The sequence below is a fragment of the Lentzea kentuckyensis genome (assembly GCF_002150765.1).
In the GTDB taxonomy this organism is placed as follows: domain Bacteria; phylum Actinomycetota; class Actinomycetes; order Mycobacteriales; family Pseudonocardiaceae; genus Lentzea; species Lentzea kentuckyensis.
The window spans coordinates 53,140-68,197 of the sequence record NZ_MUYM01000003.1; the positions used below are offsets into that span (position 1 = coordinate 53,140).

Sequence of the window (15,058 nt, forward strand, 5' to 3'; positions counted from 1 at the left end):
GGTCTGTTCCAGCACGGTGACCTGCTCGGCCACCAGCAGTTCCACCAGGTCCTCGGGGGAACGGGCGGTGTCCGCGGGCACCACGACCAACCGTGCGCCGTGCAGCAGCGCGCCCCACATCTCCCACACCGACACGTCGAAGGCGTAGGAGTGGAACAGCGCCCACACGTCCTCTGCGGTGAACTCGAAGATCTCGCGGTTGCGGTCGAACAGCGCCAGCACGGCCGCGTGGCTGAGACTCACACCCTTCGGCGTGCCGGTGGAGCCGGACGTGTAGATCACGTAGACCAGCCGGTCCGGATCGGCAGGGACACCCGTGGCGTGCACCGGCTGGGCGGCGATCGCAGGGCGTTCGTCGTCCAACACCACGACACGTCCATTGTGGACGCCAAGGATCAGGCCGGCGTTGGCAGCATCGGTGACCACCAGGGACGCGGCGGTGTCGGTCAGCAGCAGGGCCAGGCGGTCCGGCGGGTTGACCGGGTCCAGTGGCACGTAGGCCGCGCCCGTCTTGAGGATCGCCAGCAGGGTCGGCACCAGGTCAGGACCGCGATCGAGACAGACCCCGACGATGCGCTCCGGTCCCGCGCCGAGCGCGCGCAGGTGGTGCGCGAGCTGGTTGGCGCGGGCGTCCAGCTGGGCGTACGTCAGCTGAACGTCGCCCGCGGTGACCGCGATGGCAGCCGGGAACTCCGCGGCACGCCGCTCGAAGACCTCGTGCAGCCCGGAAACAGGCAGGTCACCGGTGGGACCGTTCCACTGCCGCAGCAGGAGTTCCTGCTCGCCGTCGGGCAACAGAGCTGCGGTGGCATCGCCCTGAGGATCGGCCACCATCGCGCTCAGCACAGCCCGGTAGAGCGACGCGAGCCGGTCGGCGTTGGCCTGGCTCAGCACGTCCGAGCCGGCGTTCAGGATCACGTGACCGCCGGTGGCGGTGATGTCGAGCGCGAACTCGTTGGGGGAGCTGTGGAACTCACCGCCGTGGTCGACCAGTCCGGTGTCCACCTGGTGGAAGTCCAGGTACTCGAACAACACGCTGATCAACCGGTCGGTGCCCGCCGCGCGCTGGATCGCGGGCAGCGGGTGGCGGCGGTGCGTCCACAGCGCGGTCTCGGTGGCGAAGGTCTGCTCTACGAGCTCCAGCCACGTGCGGGCGGTGCGCTTGTGCGGCAACGGAACGGTGTTGAGGTGCATGCCCAGCACGCGTTCACCGCCGGGCGCCTCGATCCGGCCGTGCACCACCAGACCGGTGTGGAAGGCCGGTTCGCTGGTGAGCAGGCTCATCGTCTTCAGGTGCGCGGCCAGCAGCACGCTGTTGAACGACGCCCCTGCCGCACCGGCGAGCGCGCGCAGACCTGGCTCCAGGTCGGCGAACGGAGCCTGGGCGCGGACCGGCGTGCGCGGGCCGGGAGCGGCCCAGGCGGCGGGCAGCGTGAACGGCTCGTGCTCGGTGACGACCTCGCGCCAGAAGCCGGTGTCCGCCGGGTCGGCCAGCGAGGCCAGTTCGGCGGCGACGAAGTCGGCGAACCGGACCTCGGGGTGGCTGAACTCCGGCAGGTCCAGGCCGTCGCGCAGACAGCGGTAGAGCTCCAGCAGCTCGACCAGCAGCGAGTGGTAGCTCCAGCCCTCGGTGGTGGCGTGGTTGCTGGTGAACGTCAACCGCCAGGCCGAATCCGACTCGAGGTGCACGGTGAGTCGCATCAGCGGGGCCGTCGTCAGGTCGAACAGCCGCCGCTTCTCCTCAGCCAGGTAGGTCAGGGCGGCGGTTTGCTGCTCTTCGGCGTCCAACGAACGCATGTCGTGCACCAGCACCGGAAGCGCACCATCGGCGTGCACCAGCTGAAGGGGCTGCGAGTAGCCCTCGAGGTGCATGGAGGTGCGCAGGATCTCGTGCCGCTGCGCCACCACCCGTGCGGCTTCCCGCAGCGCGTCCTGGTCGAACGGCTGATCGTCGGGCACCCGGAACGAGTTGATGTTGTGGTAGGCCGCACCGTCCACTGAGGACAGCGCCTCGACCAGCATGCCGGTCTGCACCTGGGACAGCGGGTAGGCGTCCACCACGTCCGCGGGCAGCGACGAACGGTCGGCCGCACTGATCATCGAGAACGGCGCGGCGGTGCGGAACGGAGCGGCAGGGGCCTGTTCGAACGCCTGCGCTGCCAGGGCGCGCACCGTGCGCAGCTGGTAGATCTCCCGGATGCCCAGGTCCAGGCCCTGTTCGCGGAGTGCGCCGGCGAGCCGGACCGCGCGCATGGAGTCGCCGCCCAGGTCGAAGAAGCTGTCGGTCACACCGACCTCGGCCAGGTCCAGCACGCTCGCCCACACCGCGGCGATCCGCTGTTCCAGCTCGGTCTCCGGAGCGACCCGGTCCACGCTGGTGCGGGCCGCGCGGTCCGGGGCGGGCAAGGCGCGTTGGTCGACCTTTCCGTTGGCGGTCAGCGGAATCGCGTCCAGCTGTACGAAAGCCGAGGGCACCATGTACTCGGGCAGCCGGGCGGCCAGTCCCGCGCGCAGCTCTGCGGTGTCCACCTGCGCGCCGGTCAGGTAGGCGACCAGGGTGTCCTCGCGCAGCGCGACCACCGCGTCGGTGACTCCCGGCCAGCCGGTCAGCACGGCCTGGATCTCGCCCAGCTCGACCCGGTAGCCGCGGATCTTGACCTGGTTGTCCATCCGCCCCAACGACTCCAGGCTCCCGTCGGGAAGGAGTCGGCCCAGGTCGCCGGTGCGGTAACGGCGGCTGCCCGCCGGACCGTGCGGGTCGGGCAGGAAGCGTTCGGCGGTGAGTGCGGGCTGGCCGAGGTAACCGCGGGCCAGGCCGGCACCGGAGATGTAGACCTCGCCGGGCACGCCGACCGGCGCTGGTTCGCCGTACGCGTCCAGGACGTGCATGGCGGAGTTGGGGATCGACTCGCCCAGCGGGATCAGGTCGGTGCCGGGCAGGTCGTCGATGCGCTGGCCCGAGTTGCCGATGGTGATCTCGGTAGGGCCGTACTCGGTGGCGAGCGGCGTGCCGTTCCCGGCCAGTTCGCGCCAGCGGTGGACGAGGCTGGTCGGGAACGCGTCGCCCGCGGCGATCACCAGTCCGGCCAGGTCGTGGGCCTGTGCGGCGGTGAGCTGGTGGGTGAGCAGGTCCAGGTGGCCGGGGGTGAGCTTGATGAAGCTGTGCGGCGCGGTGGCGGCTAGCTGCGCGCCCAGTTCGGCGGTGTCCAGGTCCTGCGGCAGCAGGGTGGCGGTCTGGCCGGACAGCAACGGGGCGAACAGGTTGGGGATGCCCAGGTCGAACGCGATCGAGGAGAACAGCGGAGCACCGCCGTCGCCCGCGGCCGCGTAGGCCTCGACCGTCCACAAGAGATAGTTGAGCAGGCCGCGGTGGGTGGCCATCACGCCCTTGGGACGGCCGGTCGAGCCCGAGGTGTAGATGACGTAGGCCAGGTTGTCCGGCTCGGTCACCCGCGTCGGTGCGGTGGTGGGCAGTTCGCTGAGGTCGATTTCGCTCAGCAGCACCAGATCGCCGGCCAGGCGGTCGGCGTGCCGGGGCGCGGTGAGCACCACCGGGTTGCCGGTGTCGGCCAGCATCAGCGCGAGCCGCTCGGTGGGCACGCTCGGGTCCAACGGCAGGTAGCCCGCGCCGGTCTTCCACACACCGAGCAGCGCGGGCACCAGGTCGAGATCGCGGTCCAGGCAGACGCCGACCAGCGTTTCCTGGCCGGCGCCCAGACCGCGCAGGTGGTGCGCGATCCGGTTGGCCCGCTGGTCCAGTTCGCGGTAGCTCAGCACCTCGGTGCCGAACCGGACCGCGACCGCCTCCGGGGTGGAAAGGGCCTGGGCCTCGATCAGGTCGAGCACGGTGGCGTGGGGCAGCTCGGCGGTGTCGCCGGTGCCCGCGGCCAGGACGCGGTCGCGGTCGGGCAACGGGCTCGCGGTGGCGTCGCCGAACGGATCGACGGCCATCGCGGTCAGCACCGCGAGGTAGATCCCGGCCAACCGGTCCAGGTGCTCCCGCGCGAGCTGGTCGCTGCCGCCGGTCAGGGTGATGGCCCCGCCGACTGCGATCACGTTGAGCGCGAACTCGTTGGCGGTGCGGCCGACGCCCGCCGCGAGGTCGGTGACCGCGGCGTCGAGCTGGTGGAAGTCCAGGTAGTCGAACAGCACGTTGAGCAGTCGCCCGCCGCCCGCTGCCCGCTGGATCTCCGGCAGCGGGAAGCGGCGGTGCGGCCAGACCCGGCTCTCCGCGGCGAACGTCTGCTCGACCAGCTCCAGCCAGGTGCGGGCGGTGCCGGTGTGCGGGAACGGCAGGGTGTTGAGGTGCATGCCCAGCACCCGGTCCCCGCCCTCGGTCTCCAGCCGGCCGTGCAGCACCAGCCCGCTGTGGAACGCGGAGTCGTGCGTGAGCAGGCTCAACGCCTTGAGGTGACCGGCCAGCAGCACGCTCTTCAACGACGTTCCGGCTCGTTCGGCCAGTGCGCGCAGACCGTCCAGCTGCTCGGTCAGGTCGACCCGCACGTGGTTCAGTTCGCGCGGACCCGGTGCGCCCCAGCCGGAAGGAAGGGTGAGCGGGGCGTGCGTGGCGACCACCTCATGCCAGAACTCGCGGTCCTCCGCGCTGTCCACAGCGGACAGCTCGGCGGCCACGTAGTCGGCGTAACGCACCGGCAGCTCGACATCGGGCAGTTCGGTGCCGTCGCGCAGCGCACGGTAGGTGTCCAGCAACTCGCCGAGCAGCGAGGTGAGGCTCCAGCCCTCGGTCACCGCGTGGCAGTGGGTGAAGGTCAGCAACCAGCCGGTGTCGCCGGTGAGGTGCACCGCGATCCGCAGCAGCGGCGCGGTTTCCGGTTCGAACAGGGCAGACCGCTCGGTGCGCTGGAACTCCAGCCCGGCCTCGTGCTGGGCGGCCTGGTCCAACTGACGCAGGTCGTGCAGCGTCACCGGGATGGTGCCCTCGGCGTGCACCAGTTGCAGCGGCCGGGAGTAGCCGGTCAGGTGCAGCGAGGTGCGCAGGACATCGTGGTGCCCTGCCACGACACGGGCTGCTTCACGCAGTACGGCCAGGTCGAACGGCCGCTCGTCGGGGACCTGGAAGGAGTTCAGGTTGTGGTAGGCGCCGCCGTCTCCGGACAGCATCTCGACCAGCATGCCGGTCTGCACCTGGGTGAGCGGATAGGCGTCCGCCACCCCGGCCGGCAGCTGCTCGCGGTCCACTGTGGACAGCAGCGCGAACGGCTCGACAGTCGGGACGACCTCGGCGGCGCCGGGATCGCCGGCCAGCAGCGCGGCGATGGTGCGGTGGGCGAACACCTCGCGGATGCCGCTGCCGAACCCGGCCGCGCGCAACGCGCCGACCAGCTGGATCGCCCGGATCGAGTCACCGCCGAGGGTGAAGAAGCTGTCCTCGACGCCGATCTGCGCCACCGGCAGGCCCAGGACCTCGGCCCAGGCTGCGGCCATCCGCTGCTCGGCCGGGGTGCGCGGGGCGACCCGCTCGGTGGTGGCGAACGCGGCACGGTCTGGTGCGGGCAGCGCGCGGCGGTCCACCTTGCCGTTGGAGGTCAACGGAATCTGCGGCAGCAGCACGAACGCGGTGGGCACCGAGTACTCGGGCAGTCCGGCTGCGGTGTGCGCCCGCAGTTCGTCCGCGTCCGGTGCGTCCGGTGCGACGAGGTAGGCGACGAGCGCGGGCTCGCCGGTGGCGTCCGGGCGGGCCAGCACCACGGCCTCGCGGACCGCGGGGTGGCTGAGCAGCCGTGCCTCGATCTCGCCGGGCTCGACCCGGAATCCTCGGATCTTGACCTGGGTGTCGGTGCGGCCGACGAAGTCCAGAACTCCGTCCGCACGGCGCACGGCCAGGTCACCGGTGCGGTACAACCGCGAGCCGGGCGCGCCGAAGGGGTCGGGCAGGAACCGCTCGGCGGTCAGCGCCGGTCGGCCCAGGTAGCCCTGCGCCACACCGACACCACCGATGTGCAGCTCACCGGGCATGCCGAACGGCACCAACGAACCGTTGTGGTCCAGCAGATGTGTCTGCTGCCCGGCCATCGGCACACCGATCGGGCTGCGGCCGGGGTCGGCGAGGTCGGCCGGGGTGATCCGGCGGAAGGTGGAGTTCACCGTGGTCTCGGTGATGCCGTACACGTTGAACAGCTCGGGCCGGTCCAGGCCCAGCCGCTCCGCCCACGGCCGCAACTCGGTCACGGCCAGCTTCTCGCCGCCGAAGTACACCCGGCGCAACGCCAGTTGATCCAGCTCGACACCGTTCTCGCCGACCAGTTGGGCCAGTGCGCTCAAGGTCTTCGGGGTCTGGTCGAGCTGGGTCACCTGTTCGCGCACCAGCAGGTCGAGCAGGTCAGCGGGGGAACGGGTGGCCTCCGCGGGCACCACGACCAAGCGGGCGCCGTGCAGCAGCGCGCCCCACATCTCCCAGACCGACGTGTCGAACGCGTAGGTGTGGAACATCGTCCACACCTCGCCCGGGCCCAGGTCGAACCCGGTGGCGGGGCTGAACATCCGCAGCACGTTGCCGTGGCTGACCGGCACGCCCTTGGGACGGCCGGTGGAGCCGGAGGTGTAGATGACGTACGCCAGGTCGTCCTCGGTGGCGCCGCTGACCGGGTCGGTGTCCGGGGCGGTGGCCAGCGCGGGGTCGTCGTCCAGCACCAGGACCGCGCCGTCGTGCACCTCGCGCACCACGTCCAGGTACGCGGCTTCGGTGACCACAGTGGACAGTCTGGTGTCGGCCAGGATCTCCTGAAGGCGTCGCACCGGGTTCGTCGGGTCGAGCGGCACGTAGGCCGCGCCCGCCTTGAGAATGCCGATCAGGCCGGGCACCAGGTGCGCGCTCCTGCCGACGCTCAGGCCGACCAGGTCGCCGCGGCTGACACCGGTGGCGCGCAGGCGATGTGCGATCCGGTTCGCCTCGGCGTTCAGCTCGCCGTAGTTCAGCGTGCGCTCGCCGACGGTCAGCGCCGGGGCCTGCGAGGGCAGGCCGGCGAAGATGTCGTGCAGGGTGCCGGACACCGGTGCGACGGTGGGACCGGCGGCCGCGGCCAGCAGGGCGGCCCGCTCGGTCGCGGGCAGGGCGATCGCGGTGGCGTCACCGTCTGGGTCCGCGGCCATCGCGGTGAGCACGGCCCGGTACAGCTCGCCGAGCCGTTCCAGGTTCGCCCGGCTGAGCACCGCCGTGACGCCGGTCAGGTTGACCTGGCCCGGTTTCGCGCTGATGCTGAGCCCGAACTCGGTGGGCGCGTCGTGGTAGGTCAGCCCCAGGTCGACGCTGTCGCGGTCCACCTGGTGGAAGTCCTGGTAGTCGAACATGGCGTGGATGAGCCGGCCGCCACCGGCCGCGCGCTGGATCGCGGGCAGCGGGTAACGGCGGTGCCCCCACGCGGCGGCCTCGCGGCCGAAGACCTGGGCCACCAGCTCGTGCCAGGTCCGGGCGCCGGTCTCGGCGGGGAAGGGCACCGTGTTGAGGTGCATGCCGAGCACGTGCTCGCCGCCCTCGGCCTCCAGCCGTCCGTGCAGCACGAGTCCACTGTGGATGGACGGTTCCGGGCTGAGCGAGCGCAGCACGGTGAGGTGCGCGGCCAGCAACACGGTCTTCAGGCCGGTGCCGGCGCGTGCTGCCAGGGCACGCAGACCAGGAGCCAGTTCGCCGAACCGCACCTGGACGTGGTTGGCCACGCCCTCCTCGGCCGGATCGCCGCCCCAGCCCTCTGGCAGCTCGAACGGCACGTGCGTGTCGACGACGTCCTGCCAGAACGCCTGGTCGGCCGGATTGGCCAGCGAGTTCAGTTCGGCGGCGACGAAGTCGGCGTAGCGGACCGCGTTCACCGGGCGGGACAGCGGGGACTGGCCGTCGCGCAGGCGCTGGTAGTCGGCCAGCAGTTCCATCAGCAGGGTGTGGTAGCTCCAGCCCTCGGTGATGGCGTGGCTCTGGGTGAAGGTGAGTCGCCAGGAGGTCGCCGACTCGACGTGCGCGGTGACGCGCAGCAGCGGCGCGGTGCTCAGCTCGAACACCAGTCCGCGTTCGGCGGCCACGAACTCCTGGCCCAGCCGCAGCTGTTCCTCGTCGTTCAGGTGGCTGACGTCGTGCCACGTCAACGGGATCCGCACGGACTCGTGCACCAGCTGCAGCGGCTGGGAGTAGCCCTCCAGGTGCATCGAGGTGCGCAGGATGTCGTGCCGGGTGGCGGCCAGGTCGAGCGCGACGCGCAGCGCGGCCGGGTCGAACGGCCGTTCGTCGGGGATCCGGAACGTGTTGACGTTGTGGTAGGTGTTGCGCTCCGGCGAGGCCAGCTGCTCCACGAGCATGCCGGTCTGCACCTGGGACAGCGGGTAGGCGTCCACCACGTCCGCCGGCAGCCGCTCGCGATCCACTGTGGACACCAGTGCGAACGGCGCGACCGGTTCGGCGGCCTGGACCGGGCCGTCCTGCGTGGCGGCACGGGCGGCCAGGGCGGCCACCGTGCGCAGCTCGAAGATCTCCCGGATGCCCAGGTCGAACCCGGCCTGCCGGAGCGCACCGGACAGGCGCACCGCGCGGATGGAGTCCCCGCCCAGGTCGAAGAAGCCGTCGGTGACGCTGACGTCGGCGAGGCCCAGGACCTCCGCCCAGATCGCGGCGATCCGCTCCTCCACTGGGTTGCGCGGCGCCACCTGGCCGGTGGTCGTGAAGGCCTCGCGGTCCGGTGCGGGCAGGGCGCGGTGGTCGAGCTTGCCGTTGGGGGTCAACGGGATCTCGTCGATGACCACGAAGGCGGCCGGGACCATGTAGTCCGGCAGCACCTCGCCCAGGAACGCGCGCAGCACGGCCGCTTCCGGGGCTTCTGGCGCGCGCAGGTAGGCCACCAATTGGCGTTCACCGGTCGCGTCGGCGCGGGCGATGACCACCGCGTCGGCCACGGCAGGGTGCTCGCGCAACCGGGCCTGGATCTCACCCAGTTCGATCCGGTAGCCGCGGATCTTGACCTGGTTGTCCAGCCGCCCCAGTGATTCCAGGCTGCCGTCCGGCAGGTGCTTCGCCAGGTCGCCACTGCGGTACAGGCGCGCGCCGGGCGGGCCGAACGGGTCGGGCAGGAACCGTTCGGCGGTCAGCTCCGGCCGGTTCAGGTAACCGCGGGCGACCGCCGGGCCGCCCACGTGGATCTCGCCCGGGATGCCGTCGGGCACCAGCGCGCCACGCGGGTCCAGCAGGTGAATGGTCGAGTCCGGCAGCGGGTGGCCGACGAAGCTGCGCGCCGGTGAGGCCAGGTCTTCCCCGGTGAGCAGGTGGAAGCTGGAGTGCACCGTGGTCTCGGTGATGCCGTACATGTTGACCAGTGCGGGCCGCTCGACGCCGAGCCGGTCGGTCCACGGGGTCAGTTCGGCGATGTCCAGTCGTTCGCCGGCGAAGATCACCGACCGCAGCCGCAACCGGTCGATCCGCGGGTCGCCCGCCGCGGCCAGCGCGGTGAGCGAGCGGAACGCGGTCGGGGTCTGGCAGAGCACGGTCGCGCCGTGCTCGACCATCAGGTCCAGGAAGTCCTCCGGTGAGCGGGTCACCTCGCCCGGCACGACGACGATCCGCGCCCCGTGCAGCAGCGCGCCCCACATCTCCCACACCGAGACGTCGAAGGCGTAGGAGTGGAACAGCGTCCACACGTCCGACTGTCCGAAGTGGACCTGGTCGGCGGCGGTGGTGAACAGCCGGGCCACGTTGGCGTGGGTGAGCGCCACGCCCTTGGGCCGGCCGGTGGAGCCGGAGGTGTAGATGACGTAGATCAGGTTGTCCGGACCGGCCAGCGGCGCCGGATCGGTGACCGGCTGGGCGGCGAGCTCGGTGCGCAGAGTGTCCAGCAGCAGCACCTGGCCCTGGTGTTCGGCGGGCAGCCGGTCGGTCAGGTTGGTGGTCGTGAGAACCAGCGGTGCGGCGGTGTCGGTGAGGATGTGCGCGAGCCGGTCCACCGGGTTGGCCGGGTCCAGCGGGACGTAGGCGGCGCCTGCCTTGAGGATGCCGAGCAGCGCGGGCAGCAGGTCCGGGCCGCGGTCGAGGCAGACCCCGACCAGGGTTTCCGGACCGGCGCCCAGGGAACGCAGGTGGTGGGCGAGCTGGTTGGCGCGGGTGTTGAGCTCCCGGTAGGTCAGCGTCTCCCCGCCCGCGATCACCGCGACGGCGTCGGGGGTTTCCGCGACCTGCTCCTGGAACAGCTCGTGCACGCACAGCTCGACCGGCACGGTCACGGTGCGCCCGTGCGCGCTGAGCAGCCGCGTCTCCTCGGCGAACGGCAGGTGCGCGGCGGTGGGATCACCGTCGGCGTCCTCGGCCATCGCGGTCAGGACCGCCAGGTACATCTCGCCCAGCCGGTCCAGTTCGGTGCGGCTGAAGGTGTCCGCGCGAGCGGTGAGCGTGACGTGTCCGCCGGACGCCACCACGTGCAGCGGGAACTCGGTGAACCCCGAGCCCAGCGTCGCGCCCGCCTCGATCAGACCGGCGTCGACCTGGTGGAAGTCCTGGTAGTCGAACATGGCGCTGAGCAGCCGGTCTCCGGTGCCCGCTGCCCGCTGCACGGCGGGCAGCGGGTAGCGGCGGTGGCCCCAGACCTCGGTTTCCGTGGCGTACACCTGGGCGATGAGCGCCTGCCAGGTGCGTGCGGTGCGCTGCACCGGGAACGGCAGGGTGTTGAGGTGCATGCCCAGCACCCGGTCGCCGCCCTCCGCCTCCAACCGGCCGTGGCAGACCAGACCGGTGTGGAAGGCCGGTTCGGCGGTGAGCTGACCGAGCACGGTCGTGTGTGCGGCCAGCAGCACCGACTTGAGCGACGTGTCCGCGCCGAGCTCGCGCAGCCGCGGTTCCAGATCGGCGTAACGCACCTGGATCCGGTGGTGTCCCTCGGCGTCCTCGCCCCAGGCGGGCAGGACCAGTGGCACGTGGGTGTCCACCACCTGTTGCCAGTAGTCGCGGTCCTCCTCGCTGTCCACACTGGACAGTTCGGCGGCCACCACGTCGGCGAACCGCGCTCCGGCGGGTTCGGCCGGAGCGGGCAGGCCGTCGCGCAGCGCGTGGTAGGTGCGCAACAGGGCCATCAGCAGGGTGTTGAGGCTCCAGCCGTCGGTGATCGCGTGCGCCTCGGTGACGCTGAGCCGCCAGGCACTCGGCTCCAGGTGCACGGTGAGTCGCAGCAAGGGTGCGGTGGTCAGCTCGAACAGCGCGGTGCCCTGCTCGGCGGCGAACGTCAGCAGGCGCTCGTGGTGGTCCTCGACCTCGCGCAGGTCGTGCACGGACACGGGGATCTCGGCGTGCGCGTGCACCAGTTGGAGGGGCTTGGAGTAGCCGGTGAGGTGCATGGAGGTGCGCAGCAGGTCGTGCTGGGCGGTCACCTCGGCCACCGCGGCCCGGAACGCGGCCTCGTCGAACGGGCGCTCGTCGGGAACCCGGAAGGAGTTGACGTTGTGGTACGCGGCCCGGCCGGTGCCGGACAGCATCTCCACCAGCATGCCGGTCTGCACCTGGGTGAGCGGGTACGCGTCGACCACGTCCGCCGGCAGTGCCTCGCGGTCCGTAGTGGACAAAAGCGCGAACGGCTCGACCGGGACGAACTCGACGGGAGCGGTGCGGGTGGTGGCGGCGGAGGCCAGGGCGGCGACCGTGCGGTGTGCGAACACGTCCCGCATGCCCAGGTCGTAACCCGCGGTGCGCAGCTTGGCGGCCAGTCGGACCGCGCGCAGCGAGTCACCGCCGAGGTCGAAGAAGCTGTCCAGCACGCCGACCCCGGTCAGCTCCAGAACCGCACCGAACAGCTCGGCGATCCGGGCCTCGTCCGGGGTGCGCGGCGCCAGGTGCACGGCCGTGCCGAAGGCCGTTCGGTCCGGGGCGGGCAGAGCGCGGCGGTCGAGCTTGCCGTTGGGGCTGAGCGGAATCCGGTCCAACGGCACGATCGCGGCCGGCACCAGGTAGTCGGGCAGCCGGTCGCGCAGGGCCTCGCGCAGTGCGGCCGGCCGCACCTCGCCGGTGATGTAACCGATGAGCTGGTCGGCGCGGACCACCACGACCGCGCCGTCGACACCTGGCTGCTCGCGCAGTACCGCGGCCACCTCGCCGGGTTCGATCCGCAGGCCGCGCAGCTTGACCTGGTCGTCGGCGCGGCCCAGGAAGTCCACCGCGCCGGTGGGCAGCCAGCGGGCCAGGTCACCGGTGGCGTACATCCGGCCAGGCTCGAACGGGTGCGGCAGGAACTTCTCCGCCGTGAGCGCTGGCCTGTTCAGGTAACCCGTGGCCAGGCCGTCGCCGGCGATGAACAGCTGGCCGGGCACGCCGACCGGTACCGGCTCGAAGCGCTCGTCCAGGATCAGCACCCGCAGGTTGTCCACCGGGAAGCCGATCGGCACGCGAGCGGATCCGGCCAGCGTTGCCGCCGTGACCTCGCCCGCGGTGACGTCGATGGCGGCCTCTGCCGGCCCGTACTGGTTGAACAGCTGGACGTCCATTGTGGACAGCACGCGAGCGGCCAGATCGGCGGGCAACGCCTCGCCGCCGCTGAGCACGATCCGCAACGAGGGGCAGGCCGCGGCGTCCGGTTCGTCCAGGAACGCGGTGAGCATGGACGGCACGAAGTGCACCAGCGTGACGCCCTCGGCCGCGATCAACGCGCGCAGGTACCGCGGGTCGCGGTGGCCACCGGGCTCGGCCAGCACCAGCCGGGCACCGGTGATCGCGGGCCAGAAGAACTCCCACACCGCCACGTCGAAACCGGCGGCGGTCTTCTGCAACAGCACGTCGTCGCTGGTGAGCTGGAACATCCGCTGCATGCCGTGCAGGCGGTTCACGATGCCGCGCTGGGTGTTCAGCACGCCCTTGGGACGGCCGGTGGAGCCGGAGGTGTAGATCAGGTAGGCACCGTCCTGCGGCGTGGCACCGGTTTCCGGGTCGTTCGTGGGCTCGTCGGACCAGGAGGGCGTGTCCAGGAAGAGCGTGCGGGCGCCGGTCTCCGGCAGGTCGAGGTGGCTCTGGGTGAGCAGGATCGGGGCGGCGGAGTCGGTGAGCAGGTAGGCCAGACGCTCGGCCGGGTAGTCCGGGTCCAGCGGGACGTAGGCGGCGCCGGACTTCACCACGGCGTGCAGGGCGATGGCCAGTTCCAGCGACCGTTCCGCGCAGACCGCGACCAGGGTGCCCGGCCCGGCGCCGAGGGAGCGCAGGTGGTGGGCGAGCTGGTTGGCGCGGACGTTCAGCTCGGCGAAGGTCAGGCTCTGCCCGGCGGAGGTGACCGCGAGCGCGTCCGGCGTGCGGGCGACCTGGGCCGACACCAGTTCCGCCAGGGTGTGCGGGGCGGGCAGGTCGATGGCGGTGCGGTTGAAGTCGTGCAGCACCAGCGCGCGCTCGGCCGGGTCGAGCAGCGAGACTTCGCTCAGCCTTCGGTCCGGAGTGGACACCAGGTGTGCCAGCAGGGTCCGGTAGTGGCCGGACATCCGCTCGACGGTCGCCGCGGTGAACAGCGCGGGCGGGAAGGTGAACTGGGCGGACAGACCGCCGTCGGCGTTCTCACGCAGTTCCAGGGTGAGGTCGAACTTCGCGATCCGGTTGCCGGTGAGCGACTCCACCACCAGGCCGGGCAGGTTGAACGCCGTGGACCGGTCCTCGTGCAGGATGAAGTCGGCCTGGAACAACGGGGTGCGGGACTGGTCGCGCTCCGGCGCCAGTTCGTCCACCAGCCGCGCGAACGGCACCGCCTGGTGGTCGAAAGCGCCCAGCAGCGCGGACTTGGTGCCGGAGAGCAGGTCCGCCAGCGTGGGGTCGCCCTGCCAGGAACCGCGCACCACCAGGGTGTTGATGCCGTAACCGAAGACGGCCTGCAGTTCGGGACGGGCGCGGCCGGAGAGGGTGACGCCGACCGGGATGTCCGTGCTGCCCGCGTGCCGGGCCAGCAGCAGCTGGTAGGCGCTGAGCAGCACGGTGAACAGAGTGCTGTCCTGAGCCGTGGCCAGGTTCCGCGCGGCGGCAGCGAGTTCGGCCGGGATGGTGAACTCGACCGCTTCGCCGTGCCAGGAGCGCACGGCCGGGCGCGGGTGGTCGGTCGGCAGGTCGAGCGGGGTGAGGTCGGCCAGGCGGTCGCGCCAGTAGTCCAGTTCCGCGGCCAGCACCTCGCCGGTGACGTGGTTCCGTTGCCACGCGGCGAAATCCGCGTACTGCAGACCGGGTGCGGGCAGGGCGTCCGCGCGGTTCTCGTGGTGTGCACGGTAAAGCTCGCTCAGCTCGGCACCGAACAGGCGGACCGAGTGCGCGTCGACGGCGATGTGGTGGAACGTCACGGCGAGCACGTGCTCGTCCGCGCCGTGCCGGACCAGCAACATCCGCACCGGCCACTGGGTGTGCAGGTCGAACGGCTGGGCCACCTCGTGTTCGACCAGCCGCCGCAGCTCGGTCTCGTCGTCGGCGGCGAGCACCCGCAGTTCGGCCTCGGCGGGAGCGTCCACCAGCTGCACCGGGTCCTCGTCCACCAGCGCGTAGCGGGTGCGCAGGACCTCGTGCCGGGCCAGCAGCCCGGTCAGCGCGGCGCGCAACGCGGACTCGTCCAGCGTTCCGCGTAGCCGCAACACCAGCGGGACCAGGTATTCCGGGCTGTCCGGGTCGAGCGTGTGCAGCAACCACATCTGCTGCTGCCCGAACGAGAGCACCAGCGGCCGGTCCCGGTCCGCGCGCGGGATCTCCTGGCGCCGGCCGGTCGCGCGCCCGGCGAGCCGTCGCCGCAGCAGTTCCGCCCGCAGGTCCGGCGTCCTGGTGTCCTCGGCGGTCATGCTCCGTGCTCCCTTGTGGTGGTTGTGGCGTCGTCGACGGCGCGCTGGAAGAGGGTGGTGAGCCGGGCCTGGCTGGGCCAGACCGCGGCGATCACGCGGGTCACCAGCTCGCGCCCGCTGCTGGCGTTGGTGAGCAGGACCGCGCCGAGCCCGGCGTGCACCCGCAGGCCCGCCATGGCCTGGTAGCCGGTGGCCTGGCCGCCGTGACCGAACTCGAGGTCGGCGCCGGAGTCGTCGAGAATCGCGCTCCAGCCGTACGGCCGCCCGGACTGCGCGGTGAGCATCTCCCTGGCCAGGT

At 71.7% G+C, this 15,058-nt stretch carries 2 protein-coding genes (both running past the window's edge); both read right to left on the reverse strand.

What is annotated here, in order from left to right; all coding sequences use genetic code 11:
* Positions 1 to 14,760 carry the 5' portion of a non-ribosomal peptide synthetase gene (locus B0F77_RS02205; protein WP_086661048.1) on the reverse strand. It extends 8,070 nt beyond the left edge of the window, so 14,760 of the gene's 22,830 nt are visible here — the first part of the coding sequence; its start codon is at positions 14,758 to 14,760; its stop codon lies beyond the left edge, outside the window.
* A protein-coding gene (locus B0F77_RS50810; protein WP_425435606.1) for a serine hydrolase domain-containing protein crosses the window boundary here: on the reverse strand, positions 14,757 to 15,058 show its final stretch. It continues 2,203 nt past the right edge of the window; 302 of the gene's 2,505 nt are visible here — the last part of the coding sequence; the start codon falls outside the window, past its right edge; the stop codon is at positions 14,757 to 14,759. The genes B0F77_RS02205 and B0F77_RS50810 overlap by 4 nt, the downstream gene beginning before the upstream one ends.